This is a genomic window from Methylorubrum sp. SL192, assembly GCF_026672325.1.
Classification (GTDB): Bacteria; Pseudomonadota; Alphaproteobacteria; order Rhizobiales; family Beijerinckiaceae; genus Methylobacterium; species Methylobacterium extorquens.
Genome location: NZ_JAPPQV010000003.1, coordinates 2,130,735 through 2,156,351 on the forward strand (window position 1 = coordinate 2,130,735; position 25,617 = coordinate 2,156,351).

General features: G+C 70.1%; 27 protein-coding genes. 12 read left to right on the top strand and 15 right to left on the bottom strand.

Going from position 1 to position 25,617, the window contains the following annotated elements:
• The first annotated feature begins 321 nt into the window (after positions 1-321).
• Positions 322-537, top strand: a complete 216-nt coding sequence (locus OVA30_RS10755) for a hypothetical protein (protein ID WP_003599477.1) — start codon at positions 322-324, stop codon at positions 535-537.
• A gap of 37 nt (positions 538-574) precedes the next feature.
• A complete protein-coding gene (locus OVA30_RS10760) occupies positions 575-1,489 on the top strand; it encodes a metallophosphoesterase (protein ID WP_268175428.1) in 915 nt (304 codons plus the stop codon).
• A 15-nt stretch (positions 1,490-1,504) separates the two neighbouring features.
• On the opposite strand, the gene OVA30_RS10765 is transcribed toward OVA30_RS10760, so the two are convergent.
• The 6 genes from OVA30_RS10765 to OVA30_RS10790 form a co-directional block, all read right to left on the bottom strand.
• The gene (locus OVA30_RS10765) at positions 1,505-1,723 is read right to left on the bottom strand and encodes a hypothetical protein (RefSeq protein WP_015951337.1); all 219 of its coding nucleotides are present in this window, start codon (positions 1,721-1,723) and stop codon (positions 1,505-1,507) included.
• A 56-nt stretch (positions 1,724-1,779) separates the two neighbouring features.
• Complete coding sequence (locus OVA30_RS10770) at positions 1,780-2,217, bottom strand: GNAT family N-acetyltransferase (protein WP_268175429.1); 438 nt, start codon at positions 2,215-2,217, stop codon at positions 1,780-1,782.
• Entirely contained in the window at positions 2,214-3,140 is a 927-nt protein-coding gene (locus OVA30_RS10775; protein WP_268175430.1) for a DNA-3-methyladenine glycosylase family protein, read from the bottom strand. The genes OVA30_RS10770 and OVA30_RS10775 overlap by 4 nt, the downstream gene beginning before the upstream one ends.
• Positions 3,141-3,189: 49 nt before the next feature.
• On the bottom strand, positions 3,190-3,477 hold the full coding sequence (locus OVA30_RS10780) for a hypothetical protein (RefSeq protein WP_003599487.1): 288 nt from the start codon (positions 3,475-3,477) through the stop codon (positions 3,190-3,192).
• Between the two features lie 161 nt (positions 3,478-3,638).
• The gene (gene rnd, locus OVA30_RS10785) at positions 3,639-4,793 is read right to left on the bottom strand and encodes a ribonuclease D (RefSeq protein ID WP_015951340.1); all 1,155 of its coding nucleotides are present in this window, start codon (positions 4,791-4,793) and stop codon (positions 3,639-3,641) included.
• Between the two features lie 95 nt (positions 4,794-4,888).
• On the bottom strand, positions 4,889-5,278 hold the full coding sequence (locus OVA30_RS10790) for a hypothetical protein (RefSeq protein WP_268175431.1): 390 nt from the start codon (positions 5,276-5,278) through the stop codon (positions 4,889-4,891).
• A gap of 169 nt (positions 5,279-5,447) precedes the next feature.
• Between OVA30_RS10790 and OVA30_RS10795 the strand changes: the two genes are divergently transcribed.
• Positions 5,448-6,704, top strand: a complete 1,257-nt coding sequence (locus tag OVA30_RS10795) for a D-alanyl-D-alanine carboxypeptidase family protein (RefSeq protein ID WP_442786096.1) — start codon at positions 5,448-5,450, stop codon at positions 6,702-6,704.
• Positions 6,705-6,743: 39 nt separating this feature from the next.
• Here OVA30_RS10795 and OVA30_RS10800 read toward each other — a convergent pair whose 3' ends face one another.
• Positions 6,744-8,642, bottom strand: coding sequence for an AsmA family protein (locus OVA30_RS10800; protein ID WP_268175432.1), 1,899 nt, complete (start codon positions 8,640-8,642; stop codon positions 6,744-6,746).
• Between the two features lie 385 nt (positions 8,643-9,027).
• Between OVA30_RS10800 and OVA30_RS10805 the strand changes: the two genes are divergently transcribed.
• The 6 genes from OVA30_RS10805 to OVA30_RS10830 all read left to right on the top strand — a co-directional run bounded on the left by OVA30_RS10805 (position 9,028) and on the right by OVA30_RS10830 (position 15,473).
• Entirely contained in the window at positions 9,028-9,765 is a 738-nt protein-coding gene (locus tag OVA30_RS10805; protein ID WP_012254252.1) for a CoA transferase subunit A, read from the top strand.
• 108 nt (positions 9,766-9,873) lie between these two features.
• The gene (locus OVA30_RS10810) at positions 9,874-10,533 is read left to right on the top strand and encodes a 3-oxoacid CoA-transferase subunit B (protein ID WP_082291547.1); all 660 of its coding nucleotides are present in this window, start codon (positions 9,874-9,876) and stop codon (positions 10,531-10,533) included.
• A gap of 171 nt (positions 10,534-10,704) precedes the next feature.
• A complete protein-coding gene (locus tag OVA30_RS10815; protein ID WP_003599498.1) occupies positions 10,705-11,112 on the top strand; it encodes a hypothetical protein in 408 nt (135 codons plus the stop codon).
• A 179-nt stretch (positions 11,113-11,291) separates the two neighbouring features.
• On the top strand, positions 11,292-11,660 hold the full coding sequence (locus tag OVA30_RS10820; RefSeq protein ID WP_135298629.1) for a hypothetical protein: 369 nt from the start codon (positions 11,292-11,294) through the stop codon (positions 11,658-11,660).
• 39 nt (positions 11,661-11,699) lie between these two features.
• Positions 11,700-13,082 carry a PepSY-associated TM helix domain-containing protein gene (locus OVA30_RS10825; protein WP_268175433.1) on the top strand — a complete coding sequence of 461 codons (1,383 nt, stop codon included), beginning with the start codon at positions 11,700-11,702 and terminating at the stop codon, positions 13,080-13,082.
• Between the two features lie 60 nt (positions 13,083-13,142).
• Positions 13,143-15,473 carry a TonB-dependent receptor family protein gene (locus OVA30_RS10830; protein WP_135298631.1) on the top strand — a complete coding sequence of 777 codons (2,331 nt, stop codon included), beginning with the start codon at positions 13,143-13,145 and terminating at the stop codon, positions 15,471-15,473.
• An 81-nt stretch (positions 15,474-15,554) separates the two neighbouring features.
• Here the strand turns inward: OVA30_RS10830 and OVA30_RS10835 are convergent, their stop codons facing one another.
• Genes OVA30_RS10835 through OVA30_RS10850 form a run of 4 tightly spaced genes read right to left on the bottom strand, consistent with a single transcriptional unit; the run spans position 15,555 to position 19,168 of the window.
• A complete protein-coding gene (locus OVA30_RS10835; RefSeq protein WP_268175434.1) occupies positions 15,555-16,511 on the bottom strand; it encodes a DUF6925 family protein in 957 nt (318 codons plus the stop codon).
• On the bottom strand, positions 16,486-17,301 hold the full coding sequence (locus OVA30_RS10840) for an ABC transporter ATP-binding protein (RefSeq protein WP_268175435.1): 816 nt from the start codon (positions 17,299-17,301) through the stop codon (positions 16,486-16,488). Before OVA30_RS10840 ends, OVA30_RS10835 begins: the two co-directional genes overlap by 26 nt.
• Positions 17,298-18,338, bottom strand: coding sequence for a FecCD family ABC transporter permease (locus OVA30_RS10845; RefSeq protein WP_268175436.1), 1,041 nt, complete (start codon positions 18,336-18,338; stop codon positions 17,298-17,300). The genes OVA30_RS10840 and OVA30_RS10845 overlap by 4 nt, the downstream gene beginning before the upstream one ends.
• Entirely contained in the window at positions 18,335-19,168 is an 834-nt protein-coding gene (locus OVA30_RS10850; RefSeq protein ID WP_268175437.1) for an ABC transporter substrate-binding protein, read from the bottom strand. Before OVA30_RS10850 ends, OVA30_RS10845 begins: the two co-directional genes overlap by 4 nt.
• A gap of 270 nt (positions 19,169-19,438) precedes the next feature.
• Between OVA30_RS10850 and OVA30_RS10855 the strand changes: the two genes are divergently transcribed.
• Both OVA30_RS10855 and OVA30_RS10860 read left to right on the top strand, forming a co-directional pair.
• Positions 19,439-19,681, top strand: a complete 243-nt coding sequence (locus OVA30_RS10855) for a type II toxin-antitoxin system Phd/YefM family antitoxin (protein ID WP_056118403.1) — start codon at positions 19,439-19,441, stop codon at positions 19,679-19,681.
• On the top strand, positions 19,681-20,106 hold the full coding sequence (locus OVA30_RS10860) for a type II toxin-antitoxin system VapC family toxin (RefSeq protein ID WP_268175438.1): 426 nt from the start codon (positions 19,681-19,683) through the stop codon (positions 20,104-20,106). The genes OVA30_RS10855 and OVA30_RS10860 overlap by 1 nt, the downstream gene beginning before the upstream one ends.
• Before the next feature lie 49 nt (positions 20,107-20,155).
• On the opposite strand, the gene guaA is transcribed toward OVA30_RS10860, so the two are convergent.
• Positions 20,156-21,721 carry a glutamine-hydrolyzing GMP synthase gene (gene guaA, locus OVA30_RS10865; RefSeq protein ID WP_268175439.1) on the bottom strand — a complete coding sequence of 522 codons (1,566 nt, stop codon included), beginning with the start codon at positions 21,719-21,721 and terminating at the stop codon, positions 20,156-20,158.
• Positions 21,722-21,890: 169 nt separating this feature from the next.
• On the opposite strand from guaA, the gene OVA30_RS10870 reads away from it, so the two are divergent.
• A complete protein-coding gene (locus OVA30_RS10870) occupies positions 21,891-22,118 on the top strand; it encodes a hypothetical protein (protein WP_003603049.1) in 228 nt (75 codons plus the stop codon).
• A gap of 185 nt (positions 22,119-22,303) precedes the next feature.
• Here the strand turns inward: OVA30_RS10870 and OVA30_RS10875 are convergent, their stop codons facing one another.
• From OVA30_RS10875 to OVA30_RS10885, 3 genes are all read right to left on the bottom strand, one after another.
• A complete protein-coding gene (locus tag OVA30_RS10875) occupies positions 22,304-22,915 on the bottom strand; it encodes a phosphatase PAP2 family protein (RefSeq protein ID WP_326493614.1) in 612 nt (203 codons plus the stop codon).
• Positions 22,916-23,023: 108 nt separating this feature from the next.
• Complete coding sequence (locus OVA30_RS10880; RefSeq protein ID WP_056456314.1) at positions 23,024-24,052, bottom strand: alpha/beta hydrolase; 1,029 nt, start codon at positions 24,050-24,052, stop codon at positions 23,024-23,026.
• Between the two features lie 135 nt (positions 24,053-24,187).
• Entirely contained in the window at positions 24,188-25,537 is a 1,350-nt protein-coding gene (locus OVA30_RS10885) for an RsmB/NOP family class I SAM-dependent RNA methyltransferase (protein ID WP_268177484.1), read from the bottom strand.
• Positions 25,538-25,617 lie beyond the last annotated feature (80 nt).

Here is a 25,617-nt window from a genome sequence, read left to right on the forward strand (position 1 = left end):
GGACGGCGGCTCAAGTCACCGGCTCTTCCGGTGTAAATCCACGGAGGGCGTTGCAAGATGGGCCACGTTGCAATGCACTATCGCGTGGCCGAAAAGCGACCATAGGCCGTGCCCGATTTGTCGCCGTGCGCGAAATTCAGGCTCAGCCGAAGTCTTAAGCTGCCGTTCATGTAGTTGGGTCGATCAAAGGGCGGACGGCATCTTCGCAATCTCGCCACGAGCGGGGTGTTGAAGGGTCGTCCTCGCCATGTTCGCGAGGCCAACGATCGAGCCGACGCGGTCGCCAACCGGCCGTCCCGACGCGCAAACAGGACAGGATCCATGTACGCCCCCAGCCGAACCCCGACCTTCGCGGCCGAGCCGGGCATCGCCCGCCCGGTAACCGTGGCCGGGGATCGCGAGAATTTCCGCCCCGTCGCTCTGCCGGCGCTTGCCGCCGCGGTCCATGTCAGCAGCGCTGCCATGAAAGCGGCCCGCGCCAAGGCTGAGGCCCGGAACGCCGTCCGCGTCGTTCACGAGGACGAGCCCGTCGATTGAGGCTTGACGCTGCCGCCACGCCATCGGCTCTGGCGGCATGCTCATTCTCCCGACCCGCAGGCAGGTTCTCGGCGGATTCGGCGCCTCGGCGCTGACGCTCGGCTCCGGGGGCGCCTACGCCTTCATCGTCGAACCGCGGTTCCGGCTCGCGCTGACCCGCTACGGCCTGACGCCGCCGGGTTGGGACCCCGGACATAGACTGCGCATCGCGGTGCTCGCCGACATCCATGTCTGCGAGCCCTACATGCCGCTCGACCGTGTGGCGGAGATCGTGGCGGCGACGAACGCGCTCGCCCCCGACCTGATCCTTCTGCTCGGCGATTACCCGGCCGGCCGAAAGGTGACGTGGCACCGGGTGCCCTTGTCCGATTTCGCGCGGCTGGCCGAGGATCTACGCGCACCGCTCGGCACCTACGCCGTCCTCGGCAACCACGATTGGTGGGACGATCCCGAGGCGATGCGTGCGGGCAAGGGCCCCGTCGAGATCCGGCGGCTGCTCGAAGCGCGCGGCATTCCGGTGCTGGAGAACGACGCGATTCGTCTGACACATGACGGCCGGCCGTTCTGGGTCGCCGGGCTCGCGGATCAGGAGCCGTTCCGCCCGCTCGGCAGCCGTCAGAGCCTCGCCGACCTTCCGGCCACGCTGGCACAGGTGACGGATGCGGCGCCGGTGATCCTGATGGCGCACGAGCCCGACATCTTCGTGAACGTGCCCTCCCGCGTCTCTCTCACGCTCTCGGGCCACACCCATGGCGGCCAGATCCGCGTGTGGGGCTACTCGCCGGTGCTGCCTTCCCGCTACGGCCAGCGCTTCGCCTACGGCCATGTGGTCGAGGACGGGCGCCACCTCATCATCTCCGGCGGCCTCGGCGTCAGCCAGGTCGGCATCCGCGTCGGGGTGCCGCCGGAAATCGTCCTGATCGAACTCGGTGGCGAACCACCCGCGGCCTGAGGGCTTGCGCGCCCCTCAGCCCTTCCGACGCGGCACCGCGCCGACATGCAGGAAGCTGCGCTCCCCAGTCGCGGCTTCCGCGACGTGCTGGATGGTGTCGAGAAGCTGGGCGATCGGCCGAGGCCCGGCATGGGGCGCCAGCGCGTCCGGTGCGACGCGGCGGGCGACGGTGCGCCCGGCCACGAGTTGCGCCTCGCTGAGGACATCGAAAGTACGGCCGACTCGTCGGTTCATCGCTCTCTCCGCTGAGCCCAACCGTGACGCGGTCATGGTAAACGCGGCGTTAACACCTACAGGACGAGGCGGTAGCGGCAGAAGTCGTCGGCCGCGACAAAGTGCTCATAGAGCCGCCGGGCCTGCGCGTTCCCGGCTTGCGTGTGCCAGTAGAGCCGCGACCAGCCCCGCGCCTTGCCTCGCTCGACGAGGTCGGCGATCAGGGCCCGTCCGATCCCGCCTCCGCGCATCTTGGGCGCGACGAACAGATCCTCCAGGTAGCAGACCGGCGTCGTACTCCACGTCCCCTCGTGCAGGACGTTGACCGTCATACCGACGAGCGACCCGTCCCGTTCCGCCAGCCGTGCGAAGACCGGCGAGGCCGGATCGAGAATGCGCGCCCAGGTCGCGGCGGTGACCGCCTCCGGCAGAGTCTCACCGTAGAAGGCGAGATAGCCGGCCCAGAGCCGGCGCCATCCGGCCTCGTCGGCGGCGGCGGGATCCCGGATCGTCATGGCATCCTCCGCGCGGCATCCTCAGCCCAGAGATGGATCGCGGCATAGGCCCGCCAGGGCCGCCAGGCCGCCGCACGGTCGAGAAGTGCCAGCCGGCTCGGCCGCCCGGCGCCAACATCAAGGGCACGCATCAGCCCGACATCCCCCGCCGGAAAGGCGTCGGCTTGGGCCGAAGCGCGCATGGCGACGTAATGCGCGGTCCAATCCCCGATGCCGGGCAGGGCCTTCAGCCGGGCAACCGTCGCGTCGAGTTCGCCGCCGGGCGCGAACAGATCCGGCGTGGCGAGCATTGCCGCGGCAAGCCCCTGGATCGCCCGGCCGCGGGCGCGGGGCATGTTGAGCACGAGCGAGATCTCGGCGTCCACCAACTGCTCCGGCGTCGGAAACAGGTGGGTGAGACCCGGCTCGTTCCCGCACGTCTCCGCGTCGAGGGGCGTGCCGAAACCCGCAACGAGGCGGCCGGCGAGACGTGTCGCGGCCGCGACCGAGACCTGCTGGCCGAGGATCGCCCGGACCGCCAGCTCGAACCCATCGAAGGCGCCCGGCATCCGCAGACCCGGCCGGCGCCCCACGAGGGCGGCGGTGAACGGATCGCGGCCAAGTCCGGCGGCGATCGCCCGCGGGTCGGCGTCGAGATCGAACATCGCCCGCACCCGCGCGAGGATGTTCTCGTGGTCGTCGTCCGAGCCGAGGCCGCGGATACGAACCAACAAAGTGCTCGCCTCAGTCGTGACGGCGAGGGTGCCGCGGTGCCCGTCGAGGGCGAAGGTGCGGGCATAGCGCCCGGGCGTCACGGCTTCGACGCCGGGGCTCGCATGGTCGGCGAAGAAGCGTTCGAGATGCAGCCAATCGTAGGGCTGGGGGCAGGCCAGCGTGAAGCGGGCCCCGTCCTCTCGGGTCGCAGGCGAAGGGGTAGACGTCATGGATCAGCGGGGAGCGTGGCAGGAATTCGGCCCCACTGTTGGGCCGGCGTCAGCCCGGCGCAACCGGCTCGGTGCTCTCGAACTCCGCGGTATCGCCCACGAGGTCGGTGAGAGACACGGCCAAGCGCCGGGAATCCTTCAGGTGAAGCGTCGCATCCGGCGTGATCCAGAGCGGGTGCAGGGCCGCGTGCCGGCCGGTGAGGCTGCCATGGGCGACGACGATGCCGCTACGGCGCTCGATGACGACCTTGTAGCGGACCGCGACCGGCTCGATCCCCTGAGCGGACACGGCACCGCGTCCGCTCAGAACCTGGAGGACTTCGTTCGGCTCGAACATGGGGTGGGGTCAGCAGCCGGGAATGAGAGGCAAAACGATTTGCCACTTAATCCCGAACTACGGCACCCGCGTTCCAACGCCAAGATGCTGCAATGACAGTTCCCCGCTTCTCCCAGCCTGCATCGGGACATCGGGGCGCCGTCGGCCGCGACGGTGAACGGCTACGGCAGTTCGCGCACGGTGACCCGGCCGCGCTCGACCGAGAGCGCCATGCGCCCGTGCTTGAGCGCCAGAGCCTTGTCGCCGAACAGGGAGCGGCGCCAGCCCTGGAGCACGGCCACATCCGCGGCGTCGTCCTCGGCGAGTGCTTCGAGGTCATCGACGGTGGCGATGATCTTGGGCGCCACGCCCTCGGCCTCGGCCACCGCCTTGAGCAGCACCTTGAGAAGATCGATGAGCGCGCCGTTGCCGCCACCGCGGGAGCGGCTGCGCTCGGGCACGGCGATCTGCGAGGGGTCGCGGGCAAAACCCCGCTCGACCGCGGCGAGGATCTCGGTGCCGGTGCGCGAGCGCTCGAAGCCGGCCGGGATGGTGCGCAGGCGCCCCAGGGCCTCGACGCTGCGGGGCCCGGCGGTGGCGATGTCGATCACCGCCTCGTCCTTGAGGATGCGCCCGCGGGGCACGTTGCGGCTCTGGGCCTCCGCCTCGCGCCACGCGGCCACTTCCATCAGCACGGCGATCTCGCGCGGCTTGCGCATCCGCCCCGAGAGCCGGCGCCACGCTTGGGCGGGCTCGGCCTGATAGGTCTCCGGCGAGGTAAGGACCGCCATCTCCTCGTCGAGCCACAGGCCGCGGTCGGTGCTCAGCAGTTCGGCCGCGAGCACCTGATAGATCGTCACGAGATGGGTGACGTCCGACAGGGCGTAGGCGAGCTGCGCCTCGGACAGGGGGCGCCGCGACCAATCGGTGAAGCGGGAGGACTTGTCGATACGCGCCTTGGCGACATCGTTGACCAGCTGCTCGTAGGAGACCGAGTCGCCGTAGCCGCAGACCATGGCCGCGACCTGCGTGTCGAAGAACGGCTGCGGCAGCAGCCCGCCGAGCAGCCAGATGATCTCCAGATCCTGCCGAGCCGAATGGAACACCTTCACGGTGCTCTCATCGGCCATCAGATCGAAGAACGGCTTGAGATCGAGATCTTTCGCAAGCGGATCGACGAGGCAGGCGAATCCGTCGGGCCCGGCCATCTGAATCAGGCAGAGCTTCGGATAGTAGGTCGTCTCGCGCATGAACTCCGTATCGACGGTCACGAACGGCTGCGCGGCGAATTGGGTGCAGGCGTCGGACAGAGCCTGCGTTGCGGAGATCAGTTCCATAGAACCGGCTATACCGAAGGACGCGCGTTACCGCGAGACGACGAGGGGCCTCTTGTCCCCACGCGATTGCGCTTCACGACGAAAACTTCGCTCCTTCACGCCGCCCGGCGGGGGATGCGCGTGCTCCGAGCCTTCCGCTGCGCCTCGGCGCGGGTGAGCAGCCAATCCAGGATACCGGTTTCGATCCGCGTGCCCGAGGCGGGCTCGGTGAGCCGTCGGATGCGGTCGGCGCGCAGGCCGCGATAGAGCCCGTGCGCCCGGTCGGTGCCGCCGAGCAGGGTGCGGCCGAGCCCGAGCTTCAGCTCGCGCGCGTCGAGCGTGCGGGTCGTCCAAGCGCCGCGGGCGTCCTCGTAGACGACCTCGAAGCGGCCTTCGAGAGGCAGCGTGCGCCACGCGCCCTGCACCCCATCGTCCGACGCCGGCGCAGGGGCGCGACGGGAGCGGGAGGAGGGCGCGTCACTGGGGTGAAAGCGTCGAAATTCCATGGACTTGATATGGGATTTCCCCTGGTTTTCCACAAGGATGTGCACGACCCTTTGGCGCGGTCATGACGCGTTACGGAATCGAACTTTGCCTTCGAAATCGAATTGTATCCGGGCTAAGGTCACGCTTGATCTGGGGCGGGCGGCGAACGGGATCGTGGGAGAGGCCAGGATGTGTGAGAGACGGTTCCGAGCGGCGCGCTGGGCGCTCGCGGGAATGCTGGCCGCAATCGTCAGTGCGTTCCTTCATCCGGCGCCCTCGCGCGCCCAGACGTTCCAGACGGCGGCCGCGCACGCGATCCTGATCGATGCCGATTCCGGCTCGGTGCTGTTCGAGAAGGCGGCCGACGAACCGTTCTCCCCGGCGAGCATGGCCAAGCTGATGACGGCGGAAATCGTGTTCCGCGCCATCAAGGAGGGGCGCCTCTCCATGGACACCGAATTCACGGTGACCGAGGACGCGTGGCGCCGCGGCGGGGCCGGGGGCGGCGGCTCGTCGATGTTCGCGCAGGTCAACAGCCGCATCAAGCTCTCCGACCTGCTGCGCGGGCTGATCGTGCAGTCGGGCAACGACGCGGCGATCACCATCGCCGAGAACATGGCGGGCACCGAGGACGCCTTCGCCGGGATGATGAACCAGCGCGCCAAGGAGATCGGGCTGACGCGCTCGACCTTCCGCAACGCGACCGGCTACTCGGCCCCCGACCAGAAGGTGACCGCCCGCGACATGGCGCGGATCGCCCAACACCTCATCGACACCTACCCCGAATTCTACAAGATCTATTCCGAGCGTGAATTCACCTGGAACAAGATCAAGCAGCAGAACCGCAACCCGCTCCTGACCCTCGATATCGGCGCCGACGGGTTGAAGACCGGCTATCTCGAAGAGTCGGGCTACGCGCTCACCGGCTCGGCGGTGCAAAACGGCCAGCGGCTGATCATGGTGGTCTCGGGCCTGAAGACCGCGCGTGACCGCGCAGCGGAAGCCCGCAAGATGATGGAATGGGGGTTCCGCGCCTTCGAGCCGCGGCAGGTCTTCGCCGCGAACGAGACGGTTGCCGAAGTTTCGGTCTTCGGCGGCGAGAAGGGCTCCGTACCGGTGGTGGCCAACAAGCCGGTGCGCCTGCTTCTGCCGCGCGGCACCTCGGATCGGGTGACCGCCAAGGTGGTCTACCAGGGGCCGCTCGTCGCGCCCGTGGCGCAGGGCCGCGAGGTTGGCCGCCTGCGCGTCACCCGCGGCGACAGCCTCGCCCTGGAGCAGCCGGTCTATGCCGGCGAGACGGTGGAGGCCGGCACCCTGTCGCAGCGGGCCCTCGACGCGGCGATGGAAGTCGGCACCGACCTCGTCCGCCGCGCCTTCGAGAAGGCCAAGGGCGGCAACGGCTCCGGCAGCACATCCACAGCCGGCACGGCCAGCGGCAACTCCTGAGGTCGTCTCCCTGGCACCCGGACCTCAGCGGTCCGGATGTCAGGGCCCCGTCGCCGGCACGTAGGCGCGGATGCCGAGGGGCAGATCGGCGCCGGGCCGCTGGAAGGAATCGGGGGCGGCACGCTGGCGTGCCTCGTCCCCGGTGGGACGCGGCCCGGCGCTAGCCCGAACGCTCACGGCGTCCCAGGGACCGGCGATCTCGAACAGCGTGGCAGGCGGTGACGCCCCGTCGGCGGAGGCGGTTGCCCGCGACAGGATCTCGGCCCGCGCCTGGAAGCGGCGGTCGGCCAGGGCGACGCGCCCGTTCAGGGACGCGCCGAGGGTGCGGGAGGCGAGCCTTCCTTCGACGATCTCGCCGACGCCGTCGGCGAACAGCAGGGTCACGGCGGCATGCTCGAAGGGCGTCCGGCCGTTGCGCCGGGCCAGCGCCCCCGGCGCCACCGCGCCGCCGCGATGGACCACGTCGGCGAGGTCGAGCCCGGACAGGGCACCGTCCGCACTCTCCAGCGCGACCCGGCCGGATACGGAACGGGCCAGGGCATCGACATCGTGGCCGGCTCCCTCCAGCGCGAGACTGCCCCGCGTCGCCCCGAGCACCCAGCGGGACTGGCCGAGATCGTCGAGCAGGGCTCCGAGATCGAGCCCGTCGAAACTGCCCTGTGCCTTCACGCGGGTGGGGGCCGCCTCGCCCCCGTCGGCGGCGAGGGAAACCCGGCCCTTGACCATACCGCCCCGCACGTTGGCACGGCCGAGCGATGCCTCGATGCCGTCCTCGCGCACGAGAACGCTGGAGGCGAGGTCCGTCAGTTGCACCGGCCCGATCCGGGCATTGCCGGCGGAGATCCGCAGATCGAGGTCGCCCCCGGTGAACGGACGCAGGTCGAGGGACCGGCTGTGCCTGGCCGCGTCGTCGGCGGCACGATCGAAGCCCGTCAGGCGCAGGAGGCCGGCGAGCAGCGGCGAGAGGTTGAGGTTTTCGGCGGCGAGCGTGGCTTGCACCGCGTTGCGCTTCGGGCCGAAGGTGGCCGAGCCTGCCCCCTCGAGCACGTTCCCGTCGCTGCGCACGGTGACGCTCGGAAACTGGATCTGACCGGCGGCCGCCTCGAAGCTGCCCTCCACGGCGAAATCCTCGACGAAGGGCGACAAGGCGAGCCCCCCGCCGGTCAGGGCCAGCGTCTTATGCAGGGATCGGGTCTGGAAGCTGCCGGTGCCCGAGGCCTTGAGGCCGTCGCGCAGGCTGCCATTGCCCTGGGCGTTCAGGGAACCCGTGGGCCATGTCAGGGCGGCGGTGAACGGGCTCTCGCCCCCGGAGAAGAGCGCGTAGGGCCGCAGATCCGTCAGCGTGATCCGCGCACTGCCGTCGCTCCAGCGCAATCCCCCGTTCACCGCGAGGCTCTCGCTCCAGGCCGGCCAGGAGATCGTGAGATCGACGTCGCGGGCCGTCTGCAGCGTCCCGTCCCGCGGGTCGCGGCCCTTGAGCGCGCAGCGGGTGAGAATGATCCGCCGGGGCCGGTCACCGTCCGCGCCGGCGATGCTGTGGGTCAGGCGCTCGGCCGCCGCGGACCAGCGGGGATCCCCCGCTTCCTGCGGCAGCACCAGCTCCGACCCGTCGAGCGTCAGTGAATCGACCTCGACTCGGCCGGTGAGCAGCGCGGCAAGTCCGAGCTGAAGCGACAGGTTTCCGCCCGCGGCCAGGACCGGGCCGGCGGCATCGCCCTCGGTCAGGCGGATATCCTCGAAAACGATCCGGGGGAGGGGCAGCAGCACGACCTCCGTGCGCCCCCGGGCCGCCAGCGCCACGCCCCAGCCCTGCTGCAAGCCCCGGCTGACGAAGCGGGCGGTGCCGGGCGCCTCGATCGACCACGGCAGGCAGGCAGCCACCAACCCCGCAGCGACGAGTCCGAGTCCAAGGGCGGAAAGGGTGCGGCGCAGCGACATTGCACTCCGTGGACGGGCGACGCGGATCGGTTCGGCCGAACCGCGTCGGCGTGGCGAGCCGTGCGATCCGACTCCTTAGCCGTTTCCCGTTCTCCTGTCCCGCGAACGGGGTCAGACCGGCCCGCAATGCAGTGGATGGGGCGGGCCGGGCTTCGATGAGGATCGGCCGCAGCCTCGCCCACCGGGCAAGCGGTTACGGCGCGGGGCTTTTGCATTGCGCGCAAATGCGTCGCCGGTTTGACGGGGCCCGCTTCGCGTTGCACACCCGATCGCCATCGATCGGGAGCGCGGCCGGCGCCGAATCTCGGACCGAATCTCGGACATTGTATCGTGGCCAACGAATCATGGCCCGCCCTGGCGGAAGACTAAGGAAGGGACGCTGTCGATGAAGAAGGTCTATCCGGATCCGAAGGCGGCGCTCGCCGGCCTCCTGCGCGACGGCATGACGATCATGGCCGGCGGCTTCGGCCTGTGCGGCATCCCGGACGAGCTGATCGACGCGATCCAGGCCTCGGGCGTGAAGGACCTCACCGTCATCTCCAACAATGCCGGCATCGACGGCGTCGGCTTGGGCAAGCTGCTCGACACCCGTCAGGTGAAGAAGATGATCTCGTCCTATGTCGGCGAGAACAAGGAATTCGCCCGCCAGTATCTCGGCGGCGAACTCGAGATCGAGTTCAACCCGCAAGGCACGCTGGCCGAGCGCATCCGCGCAGGCGGCGCGGGCATCCCGGCCTTCTTCACCAAGACCGGCGTCGGCACCAAGGTCGCCGAGGGCAAGGAAGTGCGCGAATTCGACGGCGAGAGCTATGTGATGGAGCGCGGGCTGTTCGCGGATCTGGCCATCGTCCATGCCTGGAAGGGCGATACCGAGGGCAACCTCGTCTACCGGAAGACGGCGCGCAACTTCAATCCGATGATGGCCACCGCCGCGGAGGTGACGGTCGCGCAGGTCGAACACCTCGTCGAGCCGGGTGAGATCGACCCCGACCACATCCACACGCCGGGCATCTTCATCGGCCGCATCCTCCACGTGCCGGTGCGCGAGAAGCGCATCGAGCAGCGTACCGTGCGCAAGCGCAAGGAGCCGGAAGCGGCGGCGGCCGGCGGCGGCCAGATCTGATTCGACCATCGGCCGAGAGGCCACGAGCGCGACGGCGCGTCGCCGCCCCATGAGGCGGACGGCGCATCGTCGTTCCGAGGATGCGCCAAACGAGGGAACGTCAAGACCATGGCCTGGACCCGTGAGCAGATGGCGGAGCGCGCCGCCCGGGAGCTGGAAGACGGCTTCTACGTGAATCTCGGCATCGGCATTCCGACGCTGGTGTCGAACTACATCCCCGAGGGCATGTCGGTGCAGTTGCAATCCGAGAACGGCATGCTCGGCATGGGGCCGTTCCCCTACGAGGGCGAGGAAGATCCCGACCTCATCAACGCCGGCAAGCAGACCATCACCGCGCTGCCGACCACGAGCTACTTCTCCTCGGCCGACTCGTTCGGGATGATCCGCGGCGGGCATATCGACCTGTCGATCCTCGGCGCGATGCAGGTGGCGCAGAACGGCGACCTCGCCAACTGGATGATCCCCGGCAAGATGGTGAAGGGGATGGGCGGGGCGATGGATCTTGTCGCCGGCGTCAAGAAGGTCGTCGTGGTGATGGAGCACGTCGCCAAGGGCAAGGACGGCTCGGAGAGCGCAAAGCTCCTGAAGGCCTGCGACCTGCCGCTGACCGGCACCGCCGTGGTCGACATGGTCATCACCGATCTCGGCGTCTTCACCATCGACAAGAAGGGCGATGGCGGCATGACCCTGGTCGAACTCGCCGACGGCGTCACCGAGGACGAGATCCGCGCCAAGACCGAAGGTGCGTTCACCGTCGCCCTGAACTGAGGCGCGAGGGCCGGCAGGGGAGGCGGCCCGTTTCGGGACGCCTTCCGCGCTCCTCGGCCGGGCATGGCTAAGCAGGCATTAATCGGGATCGTCGAAAGCTTCGCATCGACCGGACGGCGCCGTGAGAGCGCGCCGGTCGGGGAGCTTTCCGCGATACGAAGGTACCTGTGTATGCGTAGCGTTCCGGGAACGGACAACGTCATTCCCTTCCGTCGGCCTGCGGCCGCGCGGCAGGGCGCCATCAACGCGGCATTCGGAGCGGGCGAGCCTCCCCGCAGCCGCTCGAGGAGCGATCAGCGCAACCTGATGGATGCGGTCTATGCCACGGGCAGCCTGCGGGTTCCGGCGGGCGACCGCGAGACCAAGCTCATCGCCTCGCGCCTGCAGGTCTACGGCTTCCTGACGATCGAGGAGATGGACGAGGACGGCGCGCTGCGCCGCCTGCGTCCCTCCGAGGCGATCCGCGCCCGCGCCGAGCGGCCTTGGCGCCTGTCGAAGGCGAGCTACGGCGCGAGCCTCGCGGTGACGATCCCTTCCGTCGATGACTTCCTGTTCGAGCCGGCCGGCATGCCGGCCTGATTCCGCCGCCGCAGGACGCGCGTCATCCGCGCGTGTCCACGTTGACCGGGCGCGGCGGCACCGCCCAGAGCATCGTGCCGGATATCGGATCCGGCACGATGCACCGGGCTCTTGTTTTGCATCATCTTCTTCTGAAAGCCGGTAGCCACCTTTCGGGGTGATGCTCTAGAAGCATGGCCATGCGCGAGCGCCCGCACCGATCCGTGCACGGCCGCGCGATCATCGGGGTGATCGCGCTCTACGCGCTTGTCTTCCAGGCTTTCCTCGCGGCTCTCGCGCCCGCCCTGCCGCGCCTCGACGGCGGCATTCTCTGCGCGGAGCATCTTACCGCCTCCGGCACGCCGGCCGACGACGAGCAGCCCTGCGGCCATCACGCCTGCTGCACGCAAGTCCAGGCAGCCCATTTCCTCCCGCCGGCGCAGGCCGCCTCCGCAACCGCCATCTGGCCGCCCCGCGCCGCCCCCCTGCCGTGGCGCGCCGCGGCGACGATCCGCGCCCGCGCACCGCCCGATCAGGGCACCAGCCCCCGAGGTCCGCCCGCCGCCTGAGACGATCGCTCCGATCCCTCAGACGCGGATTTCGAACCCATGCCTCCCACCCTGTCGGGCACCGCCGGTTTCACCGCCGCGGCGGCTTTGCGCGTCTCGCGCGATGCGGTCTATCGTGCCGTATGGCGCTGGCATTTCTATGCCGGCCTGCTCTGCCTGCCCTTCCTGATCCTGCTCTCGGCCACCGGCGCGCTCTACCTGTTCAAGGCGGAGATCAACGCGACCGTGTTCGCCCACCGCACCGTGGTCGCATCCTCGGGCCGATCCCCGCTCGAGCCCGACCGCCTGATCTTCAACGCCATGCAGGCGGTGCCGGAGGGCAACCCGCTCTCCTACACCGAGCCCGCCGGCCCCACGGCTTCGGCCCTCGTCACCCTCGCCGAGGGCAACGCCAAGATCCTCGTCTACCTCGACCCCTATACCGGCGACGTGCTCGATCGTGTCGCCGCGGATCGCGAGTTCTTCGGGATCGTGCGCGGCCTGCACAGCCTCACCCTGTTCGGGACGGCGGCAAACGCCCTGATCGAGATCGTGGCCGGGTTCGCGATCATCCTCGTCGTGACCGGCGCCTATCTGTGGTGGCCGCAAGGGGAGGGGCAGCGCCGGGGACGTGCCGTGAGCCTGCGCGAGACGCCGCGACGTCGCGTCTGGTGGCGCGATCTTCACGCCGCCACCGGCCTGTTCGCCGGGGCGGGCCTGCTGTTTCTCGCGCTCACCGGTCTGCCCTGGTCAGTCTGGTGGGGGCAGGAATTGCGGGCGTGGTCGAACCGGGCCGGGCTCGGCCAACCGACCCAGCTCTGGGCCGGCAAGGCCGTCTCCACCGTGCCGATGGGCGCGCACCTGGAAAGCGCCGGCTGGGCGCTCGAAGATGCCTTGATGCCGCAATCGGCCCCCTCCGGAGCGCCGTCCCTCGGCATCGACCGCGCGGTCGCGACCCTTCGCGACATGGCTCTGCCCGGGGGCTTCGAACTGGCGCTGCCGCTGGGCGAGACCGGCGTCTACGCCGCCTCCGCCTATCCGCGCGACGTCACGGGTCAGCGCATGGTCTCCCTGGACCGCTACAGCGGACAGCCGATCATCGACGTGCACTTTTCCGATCTCGGTCCCGTGGCGCGGGCGATCCAGTACGGCATCGGCCTCCACAAGGGTGAGTTCTGGGGGCGGGCGAACCAGCTTGCCATGCTCGCCTTCTGCCTCGGCACGATCCTGCTCTCGGTCACCGCTGCGGTGATGTGGTGGAAGCGCCGCCCGGCCGGACGCCTCGGCACGCCGCCCTGGCCGCGGGATCGGCGCGTCGTCGCCACCGTCACCGGCCTGATGCTCGGCCTCGGCGCCCTGTTCCCGCTGACCGGCCTCGCGATCCTGGTTTTGCTCGGCCTCGACCTTGCGACCCAAGGTCTGCGCCTCGCTGCGCGCACCTGACGCCTGCCATTCGCGGGCCCCTGCGGCCCGCCCCGATCTCACACCGCCACGAGCCGTCCCATGCGTTCCCACCCCGCCGCGCGCCGTGCCGCCTGGCTCCTCGCCGCTTCGCCGCTGGCCCTGTCGGGTTTGGCCGCGGCCCAGACCGCCGGTGAGTCCGTCACCCTGGAGGAACTCGCCGTCACCGGCGAGGGCACGCCGCAAAGCCAAGCGGCAGCCGGGTCCGGTGCGCCGGGCTTCGGGGTCTCCGGCCCGCCGGGCGCGGCCGCCCTCGGCATCGAGCGCCCGACCGGGCAGGTCGTCACTGCGGTCGGGCGCGAGGGGACGATCGCCAACCGCCCCGCCACCTCCATCGGCACGGTGCTGCTCGACAGCCCGGGCGTGACCCTGCGCCAGGGCAATGGCGGGCGCGACGTGGTGATCTCGATCCGCGGCAACAACGCCCGCGCCACCGGCGTCACCCGCAACATGGTGGTGCTGGAGGATGGCTTCCCCGTCACCCAGCCCGACGGCGCCTCGCGCTTCGATCTGGTCGATCCCCGCGCCTATTCGCGCATCGACGTGTTCCGCGGGCCGCAATCGGCCCTGTTCGGCAATTTCGCCACCGGCGGCGCTCTGGCCTTTCGCACCCGCACCGGCCGCGAGATCGACGGCTACGAGATCGGCGTCGATGCCGGGAGCTTCGGCTATCTCAGCAACTACTTCAGCGTCGGCGGCGTGAGCGGTCCGTTCGAGATCAGCCTGTTTGCCAGCGACGTGCGCGCCAACGGCTATCAGGACCATTCCTCCTACGACACCCAGACGATCAACCTGCTCGCGAGCTACACGCCGAGCCCCGACAACCGCTTCACCCTCAAGGTCATCAACAACGAGGTCACGGCCAACATCCCCGCCCGGTCCTCGCTCGACCAGTTCCGCATCAACCCGTACCAGCGCGGCTGCGACGCGGCGGCGACGGCAGCCCCCGGCTGCACCACCTTCGGCCTCCTGGCGAACGGCGCCTTCGGCCCGCGGGTGCCGGTGACGGCGAGCGAAGGGGCGTTCCGCCGTAACGACCGGCGCACGATCATCGCAGGCCGCTGGGAGCACGACATCGATGCGCAGACCGCGTGGCGGGTGCAGGTCGGCTTCGACGAGCGCAACTACAACCAGCCGTTCTACACGACCTCGGGACGCGGCAGCCTGCCCTCCTATTTCGTGCAGACCGACCTGACGCGCCGCGGCGAACTGTTCGGCCTGCCGGCCGTCGGCAGCATGACGCTCGCCTACAGCGCGGTCGATATCGCGGCGTCCGTCTATAACCGCGCGCCCTATGGCGGCGCCCGCCTCGGCACGCTGATCGGGTTGCAGGAGGCGCTGCAATCGAATCTTGGCGGCCGGGCCCGACTCGAACTCGAACTCGCGCCGCAATGGACAGCCGTGGCTGGCCTCGGCGCGGAGGAATCGAGCATCATCGGGCGCAACCGCACCTTCGCGACGACGGCCGCCGGCACCGGATCGACCCTGGCGCAGGCCGACCGCCGCTTCCTCAACGTGGCGCCCGAACTTGCCCTGGTCTACCGGCCGGATCCGGACTGGGCCCTGCGCGGCCGGGTGGCCACCGGCTACGCGACGCCGTCCTTTTCCAGCATGTTCGTGAACGCCACCGGCCTGCCCGGCAATAACACCGACCTGAAGACGCAGGAGAATCTCGGCTTCGATCTCGGCACCGATTTCATGCCCCTGCCGGGACTACGGCTCAGCCTCACCGGCTTCTACGAGTTCTTCCACAACGAGTTCGTCACGCAGTCGCCGGGGGCGGGCCTGCTGAACTACACCTTCAACGCGCCGGCTTCCGAGCATCGCGGCATCGAGGTTGGGGCGGATTGGACCTTCGCTCCGGGCTGGCGCGGGGTGCTGGCCTACACGTTCGACGATCAGGTCTACACCGACTACGTCGAGCAGCTCAGTGCCGCCGCGCTCACCGCCCGCTTCGACCGGGCCGGCAACCGCGTTCCCGGCGTACCGGCGCATCAGCTCCTGGCACGGGTCGGCTACGACGTGCCGGCCGGCGCCTTGGCCGGACTCGGCGGCTTCGCCGAAGTGGTGGCGCAGGACGGCTACTTCATCGACAACGCCAACTTCTTGAAGGTGCCGGGCTTCGCGATCCTGAACCTCAACATCCACTACGCGGCCCTGCTGCCGAACGGCTACGCCCGGCGGATCGACCTGTACGGTGAGGTCCGCAACGTCCTCGACACGACCTATGTCGGCTCAGCCAACCCGCTGGCGAACACGCTCAATGCGGCAACCGGCGCCCAGAACGGCCGCGCCGCGCTCGCCGGCACCACGGGCTCGATCTTTGCCGGGCCCCCGCGCACGTTCGTAGCGGGGATGAAGCTGTCGTTCTGACGGTCCGCCGGCCGGCGCGGGACCGCCCCGGCGCGGGCTTCTCCCGCGCCCCGCCTTCGGGTGCCTGAAGCGAGGGCCGGGTCAGACCTGTGCGTCGGCCCCCTGGTCCTCGTCGCCCGCCCGCGCCTCGGCATCCTCACCGCGAAGGAAGCGTGCCTGGAGATCGGCGACGCGGCGGACCGATTGCGCGTGTTTGGGCGAGACGGGTTCCAGCGGAGCCAGCCCCCGCTTGATCGCCAGGAGGTCAGGGTCGCCCCAGCGTTCGAGCAGCGCCTGGAAGGCGGCGTGGCGGGCGGGGTCGAAGGCGATGCGGCGGCCCATCCCGTCCTTGTAGGGGTGGGGTGGGTGAAGCCCGCCGCAGGGCACGAAGCCGCCGGGGATCGGCGTCGTCGCCGCATGGGTGCGCCCGGCCCGCAGGAGCTTGGGCAGAACGTGCGTGTGCGGTCCTTCGGGGCTGGTACCGCCGGGGCCGGGGATCGGCGCATAGACCTCGATCCGCCCGATGCGGGCGCGGAAGATCCGGTGCGGGCTCATCGCTGCGAGGCGCGGGCCGATCGGATTGTCGGTGGCGAAGACCGGCTTCCCGACCCCCGCGCGCAGGCAGGCGATGGTGTCCGGATCGCTCGCGCGCACACAGGCATCGACGGCCCGCAGCCCGAGCCCGAGATCGAACAGGATCGCCGCACGGTCCTGCTCCCGCGCCGCCTCCCGGTCGGGACCGAGTTCGGTGACGACCGTTCGCGCGCTCATGGCGCAGGCGGAGTCGGGCAGGCACAGGGCCACGGCGTGGTTGTAGCCGCCGGAGAATCCGGTCTCGTAGGCGACCGGCCTGAGGCCGGGGCTGAGTGTCAGCGCGATGGCGCCGCGATCGGTGGCGAGGCCGATTCGCGCGTCCGGCAGGGGCCGCACCGGCTCGTCGTCGTCGCGCATGAACTCGGCGATGGCGCCGAAGCTGCCGAGGCTCCAGGCGGTGCCGGCATCGTGGAGCGCGGCGCGCAGCAGGCCTTCGACCTCAGACGGGTCGGGGGTCGGCAGCATCTCTCGTCTCCTTGGCTGTCGCGCGGGCCCAGGGCAGGATGTAGGGCGTGCCGTCGGGTGCCTGTCCGCGCCGGACCGTGACACCGAAGGTCGCGGCCAGCCGCGCATCGGTGAGCGCGTCCTCGGGCCGCCCGTCGGCGACGATGCGCCCGGCCTCCATGACCACGATCCGGTCGCAGCAGCGAGCGGCCAGCGTGAGATCGTGCAGCACCGCCACCACGCCCGTCCCGCCGCGGGCGATGTCGCGGAGCAGGGCCATGGCGTCGAGCTGGTGGGCCGGGTCGAGGGCGGTGATCGGCTCGTCGGCGAGCAACCACGCGGCCTCCACCGCGAGCGCGCGGGCGAGCAGCACGCGCATCCGCTCGCCGGAGGACAGCGTCGGCTCGAAGCGCTCGGCGAGGTCGGCGATACCGGTCGCCGCCATGGCGCGGGCGATGGCGGCCGCATCGGCATCCGAGAGGCCGGCAAAGGCGCGGCGGTGGGGCAGGCGGCCGAGCGCCACGATCTCGCGGACCCGCATCGGCCAGCCGACACCCGCCCCCTGGAACAGGGCGGCGATCCGGCGGGCGCGGGCCTCGCGGGAGAGGCGGTCGAGCGGCGCGCCGTCGAGGGTCACGCCACCCTTCGCCGGGGGAAGGAGGCCGGCGAGAACCCGCAGCAGCGTCGTCTTGCCGGCCCCGTTCGGCCCGACCAGGCCGACGAGGCGGCCGGGCTCGAGCGCGAGGCCGACGCCGGACAGGAGGGCGCGACCGTCGATGGCGACATCGACGGCGTGGGCGGAAAGGCTCATGCGGGCCGCCCCCGGTTCCGCAGCAGCAGGACGACCAGGAACGGCGCGCCGACGAGGGCGGTGACGACGCCGAGCTTGAGTTCGGGCCGGGTGGCGAGCAGCCTCACGCCGAGATCGGCCGCGAGCACCAACACGGCGCCGGCAAAGCCGCTCGGCCATAGGCTCGCCCCCGGCCGCCCGCCGACCCACGGCCGCACGAGGTGCGGGACCACGAGCCCGACGAAACCGATGGCGCCGCTCACCGCAACCCCGCTGCCGACGGCGAGCGCCGCCCCCGCGATCATCCGCAACCGGACCGAGGTGAGATCGAAGCCGAGGCTCGCCGCGGTGTCCTCGCCGAGCGCCAGGGCGTCGAGCGCGGCGGCCGTCGAGAGCATCAGCGCCCAGCCCAAAGCCATCAGCGGCAGGCAGAGCAGGACATGGTCGAGGCTGCGGTCGGCCAGCGATCCCATCAGCCAGAACACGATCTCCAGGGCCGCATAGGGGTTGGGCGACAGGTTGAGGGCGAGCGCGGTGAGCGCGCCCGCAAAGCTGGAAAGACCGACGCCCGCGAGGATCAGGCCGAGCGTACCGCTGCCGCGGGCGGCGAGGCCGATCAGCAGAATCGCGGCGCACGCCGCCCCGGCAATGCCGCCGAGGGGCAGGGCGAGGCCCACGCTGCCGGCAAGGCCGCCATAGAACACGATCACCGCGCCGAGGGCCGCCGCCGAGGAGATGCCGAGTATGCCGGGATCGGCCAGCGGATTGCGCAGGAAACCCTGCATCACCGCCCCGGTCAGGCCGAGGCTGAAGCCGACGAGCCCGCCGAGCAGGGCGCGGGGAAGTCGCAGCTCCCACAGCACCAAAGCGGTCAGGGTCTCCCGGCCAGCGATACGGTCGCCCACCGCCGCGACGAGATCGAAGGGTGCGTAGCCGACCGCCACCGAGGCGAGCGTGAGGACCACCGAGGCGAGCGCAAGGGCAAGCGTGAGTGGGGCCGGGCGCGCCGGGCGGAACCGCCGCGTCGGGCGCTCGGTGCGGAGAAGAGGGGCGTTCACGGCCGTTCTGCCCTCTGCCGAGCCGCCTCGGCGAGGCGCGCCACCACCTCGGCGACCTGCGGGCCGGGGCAGGTCCACAACCGGTTCGGGATCGAGACGACGCGGCCCCGCTGCCGGAGCGCGACGAGGACCGGATGGTGCAGCAGCGTGTCGGCGAGCGAGGGAGTGCCGGGCTCGGCTTGGTCCAGGACGATGATATCCGCATTCGCCAAGGCTGCGGCCTCCAGCGGCACCTGTCCGAACCGGTCACGGCCGATCTCGGCGGCGACGTTGACGAGCCCGGCGGCGCGGATCAGCGCATCGCCGAGGCTGCCGGGCGCCACGGTGAAGGCGTTCGGGTGCATCACCAGGGCGCGCAGCGGCTTTTCCGAGGGCGTGATCGCAGCAAGCCGCGCATCGAAATCCCCAACCATCGCCTCGCCGCGCTCCGCATGGCCCAGAGCGGCGGCCACGGTGCGGATCTGCGCGCGCACGCCGTCGAGATCAGCCGGCACGCCGAGTTCGAGCACGGGGAAGCCGGCGCGCTTCAGCATGGCCACGGTGGTCCGCGTGGTGAACGCGCCCGCCACGACGAGGCCGGGCCGCAATGCCACGATCTCCTCCGAGAGGCCGCGGATCACCGGCAGGCCCTCGACCCTGTCCGCCACGAGCGAGCCGCGCGGATCGCGGGCAAACCCGGTGATTCCCGCCACCTGCGCCCGGTCGGCGAGGCGCAGGACCAGTTCGTCCGCACACAGGTTCATCGAGACGACGCGCGTCGGCATCGCCGCGGCGAAAGATGCGTTCGGCAGGAAGGTCAGCAGCAGGGCGAAGGCGTGGCGCAGCCGCATCACGGGCTCAGAACGAGGTCAGTCGAGCCCCGCCATAGACTGCGGGCCCCGGCCCGAGGAAGGGGACGGACTCTGGTAGCACTCGTCGAACAGCTTAACGATGCGGGTGTGCCCGTCAGCGTGGGTTCGGGCATCGGGCTCCAGAGCCCTTTGAGGCTCACCTTGTGGCGCGGTCGGCGCAGCAACCGGCGACGCGTCAATGCGGCGGGCACCGCTGGAACTCATTCGTGCGATGCGTCATATGACCATCGTGATGGTCAGGAGCCGGCGATGGACACGATCAACTTGGCGGATGCCAAAGGGCGCCTGAGCGAATTGGTCGATCGGGTCGAGGCCGGAGAATCAATCGGCATTACGCGGCGCGGAAAGCCCGTGGCGAGGCTCACGTCTGTCGCAAGACCGCGGCAGCGGATCGATACGGGTATGCTTCAAGCGTTGACGGCAACGATGCCGCCGCAGACCGAGGGCGCTGCCGAGCTCGTCCGCTCGATGCGGGACGGCGACCGTTCCTGATGCTGTATCTCGACACTTCGCTGATCGTCGCCGCCCTCTCCAATGAGACATCGACGGCGCGGACCCAGCAATGGCTAGGCGAGCAGGAGCCTGAAGATCTCGGCATCAGCGATTGGACCATCACCGAGATGTCGTCCGCCCTCGCCATCAAAGTTCGGACGGGTCAGATCGATCTGAAGCAGCGCGCGGCCGCGCTGGCGATGTTCAACAGGCTGACGGCCGAGAGCCTGCAGGTCCTGCCGGTCGCTGGCGGACACTTCCGGGTGGCGGCGAAGTTCGTCGATCAGCACACGCTCGGGCTTCGGGCCGGGGATGCCCTGCATCTCGCCACTGCGTCGATGCACGGCGCGACCGTCTACACGCTCGACCGCCGCCTCGCCGAAGCCGGCCCGGTTCTCGGCGTCCCGACGCAGTTGCTGGCATAAAGCCGCCTGCGCCGACCAACCCGAGACCGAGCCTCTCAGCGATCCGTTCTCACTCCCACTCGATCGTGCCGGGCGGCTTCGAGGTGATGTCGTAGGTTACCCGGTTGATGCCCTTCACCTCGTTGATGATCCGCGTCGCGACGCGGCCGAGGAAGGCCATGTCGAAGGGGTAGAAGTCGGCGGTCATGCCATCGACCGAGGTGACGGCACGCAGGGCGCAAACGTGGTCGTAGGTGCGCCCGTCGCCCATCACGCCGACGGTCTTCACCGGCAGGATTACGGCGAAGGCCTGCCAGATCGTGTTGTAGAGGCCGGCCTGCCGGATCTCGTCGAGATAGATCGCGTCGGCCTTGCGCAGGGCCTCCAGCTTCTCGCGCGTGATCATCCCAGGGCAACGAATGGCGAGGCCCGGTCCGGGGAAGGGGTGGCGGCCGACGAAGCTCTCGGGCAGGCCGAGTTCCTTGCCGAGCAGGCGAACCTCGTCCTTGAACAGCTCGCGAAGCGGCTCCACGAGCTTCATGTTCATCCGCTCAGGCAGGCCGCCGACATTGTGGTGGCTCTTGATCGTCACGGAGGGACCGCCGGAGAACGAGACGCTCTCGATCACGTCGGGATAGAGCGTGCCCTGGGCGAGGAAAGCGGCGCCGCCGATCTTGCCGGCCTCCGCCTCGAATACATCGATGAACAGCCGGCCGATCGTCTTGCGCTTCACCTCGGGGTCATCGACGCCCTCGAGCGCGCCGATGAACAGATCCTGTGCCTGAACGTGGACGAGGGGGATGTTGTAGTGGTCGCGGAACAGGCGGACGACCTCGTCGCCCTCGCCGAGGCGCATCAGGCCGTGATCGACGAAAACGCAGGTGAGCTGATCGCCGATCGCCTCGTGGATCAGCACCGCCGCGACCGAGGAATCGACGCCGCCGGAGAGGCCGCAGATCACCTTTTCCTTGCCGACCTGCTCGCGGATCTTGGCGATCGCCTCCTCGCGGTAGGTGCCCATGGTCCAGTCGCCGGAGCAGCCGGCAATGTCGCGCACGAAGTTGCGGATCAGCAGCGCGCCGTGCGGGGTGTGGTGCACCTCCGGATGGAACTGGACGGCGTAGTAATGGCGGGCCTCGTCCGCCACCGCGGCGAAGGGTGCGTTGCGCGACATCGCGATGGTGGCAAAGCCGTCCGGCAGCTTCGTCACCCGGTCGCCGTGGCTCATCCAGACCGGGTACTTCTCACCCGCGTGCCAGACCCCCCGGAACAGCGGCGAATCCGAGACGATTTCGACCTCGGCGCGGCCGAACTCGGCATGGTGGCCGCCCTCGACCTCGCCGCCGAGCTGGGCCGCCATGGTCTGCTGGCCGTAGCAGATGCCGAAGACCGGCACGCCGGATTCGAAGATTTTTTGCGGGGCGCGCGGCGAGAGATCCGTCGTGACCGATTCTGGCCCTCCCGACAGGATCACGCCCTTGGGCCGGTGCGCCTCAAAAGCGGCCTCGGCCTTCGTGAACGGCACGATCTCGCAATAGACGCCCTCCTCGCGCACGCGGCGGGCGATGAGCTGCGTCACCTGGGAGCCGAAATCGACGATCAGGATCTTGTCGTGGTGGGAGGTATCGATGGTCATGCTGCCTCGGGCCTTCTGCGATACCGGTTAGACGAGGCCTCGGAACGGCGCAACGCGCCTGGGGTCAGGAGGCACATGCGGCAGCCCTCAAGTCGGTGCCGTTAATCTTACGTTCACGGTTTCGGGGCGACACGGCACGCCCCTCGAAACGGACAGGAGCCATCCGACCATGAGAGCAGCCCTCTTCGGAATCGCCGTCACGATCGCAGGTTTCGGCGCCGCCGCGCCGGCCCAGGCCCTTCCCCTTTCCGGTGCCGCCCCGCTGACGGACGGCCTTTTCCAGCAGGCTCAGTACAGCCGCCGCGTCGTCCGCGGCCCGCGCTGCCGGACCGTCGTCACCAAGCGCCGTGGCCGGTTCGGCCGCGTGGTCATCACGCGCGAGCGCCGCTGCTTCTGATAACGACCTCTATCTCAGAACGACGAGCGGCCCCCGGAGACGGGGGCCGTTTTCATTTGGCGGACCCGCCATCGCGCGGAGACGATATCCGGGCAGCATCCGCATCGCACGGGAAGCCGCGGTCTCTACCCTTCAGCCCGAAAACGGCTGCGGAGCAGGGTTTTGTCTCGAAAGCCGCGGTCGCTTCAGCCGTTTCGCTGGGCCTCATCCGTGAAGGGGCGGTGACTGACGGCTTCGGCGGCGACACCGATCACGGCACCGGCCAGGACATCGACGGGAAAATGCGCACCGCGGACGACCTGGACGGCCGCGATGGCAGCCGCGGCGCAATAGGCCGGGGCCGCGGCGTTGGGATAGGTGCGCGCCACCGATCGCGCCACGGCAACGCTCAAGGCGGCGTGCCCCGAGGGGAAGGATTGCCAGGGGCCGTTGCCGGTCCCAGGCCGACCGCGGGCGTAGTGCCCCTCGTCCATGAACACGTTGGGACGGGTGCGGTGGACCGTCCGCTTGATCGTCGTCTTCACGAGGCTCGCCACAAGGCCCGCCTTGAGCATGTTGCGTCCCGCATGCGCGAGACGGCGGTCACGGGCGACTAGGCCGAGGGCCAGGGCCGTCGCCGATAACGCAAACAGAGCCTGCCAACTGCCGATTTCACTGGCCGAACCCATGGCCTGGATGGCGGGACGATCCTTCGCCCGCGCGAGCGAGAGGCCGGAAGCGACGTCGGCCGCCTCGATGCCAACGGCCAATTGCGTGACTCGGGCGCGGATCGAATGTCTCGGTGTCTTCGCAAGCATGGCCCTAAACGCCCGGGATCGGCAATCGTTCGCAGCACGACACGCGCCCGCGAGAGAGCTTTCGCACCGTGGCTGATCGGTGTCCGCATGGGAGCGATCGCAGCGTCGCTACGACTTCAGCAGGCCGTGGCCGCGCATCCAGGCCATGAACAGGGCGGGCCAAGCTGCTGCGGGACTGCCCGGCACGCCGAGCCCGAAGCCGTGGCCGCCGCGCTCGAACAGGTGCATCTCGGCGGGCACCTTCGCCGCCCGCAGCGCCGCGTACATCAGGAGCGGATGGTCGGTCACCGCGATCCGGTCGTCGGAGGCCTGAACCATGAAGACCGGCGGGGTGCGCTCGTTGACCTGCACCTCCACCGAATAGGCCCGCCGCCGTGCATCGGGCGGGTCGTCGCCGACGAGCACCCGGCGGCTCGACATGGTCCGGTCGAACGGCGCCCGCATCGTGACGATCGGGTAGATCAGCCCGGCGAAGGAGGGGCGGGCGCTCAGGCCGTCCGCCTCGTCGGTATCGTCGTAGAGATCCTGCTCGGCATCGGTCGCAGTCACGCCCATCAGGTGGCCGCCCGCGGAGAAGCCGAGCACGCCGATCCGGTCGGGGTCGAGGCCGTATTCCTCCGCCCGCCAGCGCACGAGGCGCATGGCCCGTTGCGCGTCCTGGCGCGGCGCGTCGGGGCCGTCACGCCATTCCTCGCTCGGCAGACGGTAGACCAGCACAAAGGCGGTGATGCCGGCGCGTGCCAGCCATTGCCCGACCGGCAGGCCCTCGTTGCCGATGTCGATGCGCAGATAGCCGCCGCCCGCCGCGATCACGATCCCGGCGCCGTTCGGGCGCTGGGGGCGGATCACGAGAAGGCAGGGCCGCACCACGCCGGTGATGACGCCGGTCAGGGTCTCGTCGAACCGATATTCCGACCGGAACGGCCCACCGCCGCCCGGCGGCAGATCCGGCCACAGATCGATGATTTCGAGATCGGAGCCGGGCGCGGATTTCGGCAGGGGCTGGACCACCTCACCGGTCTGCGGACGCACCGGAAGACGCACGTCCGGCGGTACCGCCGAGTCCTGCGCCCGCGCCTCGGCCCCGGTCAGCACCGCCGCCGTCCCGGCCAGCAGGGCTCGCCGGTGCAACGTCATGGTCTCGGCCTCGCCGTCATCGAAACTCCCGCCGCGGCAATGCGCAGGAATCTCGTCCGTGGCGGCTGCCCCGGCCTGTCCCCCGCGCGGTCCCGGTGAACAACGGGATCAACGCGCAACCGATCCGGCCTCGGATCAGCTTTTGCGTGTCATTGTCGCGACATAGAAACCGTCGGTGCCGGTCAGCGCCGGGCTCATCTGGATGCCGCGGGCCGTCTTACGGACCTTCTCGTCGAGACCGGGCACGGGCGCGAGATCGGTCGCCACGGGCCGGATCGCCCCGCTGCGCTGGAGCAATCCGTCGACGGCGGCGTCGTTCTCCTCGGGCAGGAGCGAGCAGGTGACGTAGACGAGGGTTCCACCGGGGCGCAGCAGACGGGCCGCCCGGTCGAGCACCTCGGCCTGCTCGGCGAGCCGGCCGGCGAGGCTGCCCGGCCGCAGGCGCCACTTGGCATCCGGGTTGCGGCGCCACGTGCCGGTGCCGGTGCAGGGCGCATCGACCAGAACCCGGTCGACCGTGCCGTCGAGATCGGCCAGCACGTCGGCGCGCGCCTTGCCGGTGCGCGGCGTGCGCACCTCGACCTGCGCACCCGAACGGCGCAGGCGCTCATGGATCGGGGCGAGCCGGCGCGGATCGGCATCGGTGGCAATGATGTGGGCAGCATTGCCGGTGATCGCGGCGAGTGCCAGCGACTTGCCGCCCCCGCCCGCGCAGAGATCGACGACGGTCTCGCCCGGTTTCGCCCCGGCGAGCAGGCTCGCGATCTGCGAGCCCTCGTCCTGAATCTCGAACCCGCCCTCCAGAAACAGCGGATCGACATGGAGCGCCGGGCCGCGGCCATCCTCGCCGAGCGGGATGCGCAGTCCGAGGGCCGAAAGCGGCGTCATCTCGGGCGATAGGTCGGCGAGCGCCGCGAAGGCCTCTTCACGGCTCTGTTTCAGGGTGTTGACGCGGATATCGAGCGGGGCCCGGCGGCCGAGCGCCCGCAATTCGGGCAGCAGCGCATCGCCGAGCAGCGCGGTCAGCGACGGCAGCACGAAGGCCGGCGCATCGCCCGCGACCTCGGGCGGCGCATCGGCGAGGCTTCCCTCCGCCAATCGCTTGCGCTCGTCCTCAGTCAGGGGAGGGGGCGCGAAGCGCGCGCCGTCGAACAGCGAGGCGATGCTGGGCTCGGCCAGACCGCGCTGAAGGCGCAGCATGCCGATCACGATGGCCCGGCCGGTCTGCGCGCCCATCACCCAGGCAGCGGAGGCCCGGCGCCGCAGTCCGTCATAGACGAGGCTGGCGATCGCGGCGCGGTCACCGGAGCCGGCGTAGCGGTGGGCGAGCCCCCAATCCTTGAGGGCGTCGGCGGCCGGACGACGGCGATCGGCGATGTCGTCGAGAATCTCGATGGCGGCGGAGAGGCGGGCGGAGGGGGTCAGGATCGGCTCCGGAAAGGTTTCGTTAAACTTGCCGTCTTGCGGCCACGCTTGGACCCGCAACCCGACACGATAAGGCCGAGCTTCCGGCACTTTGGACGTTCAGAACGGCACGATGGCCCTGTCCGTCAAGGACAAGTGAG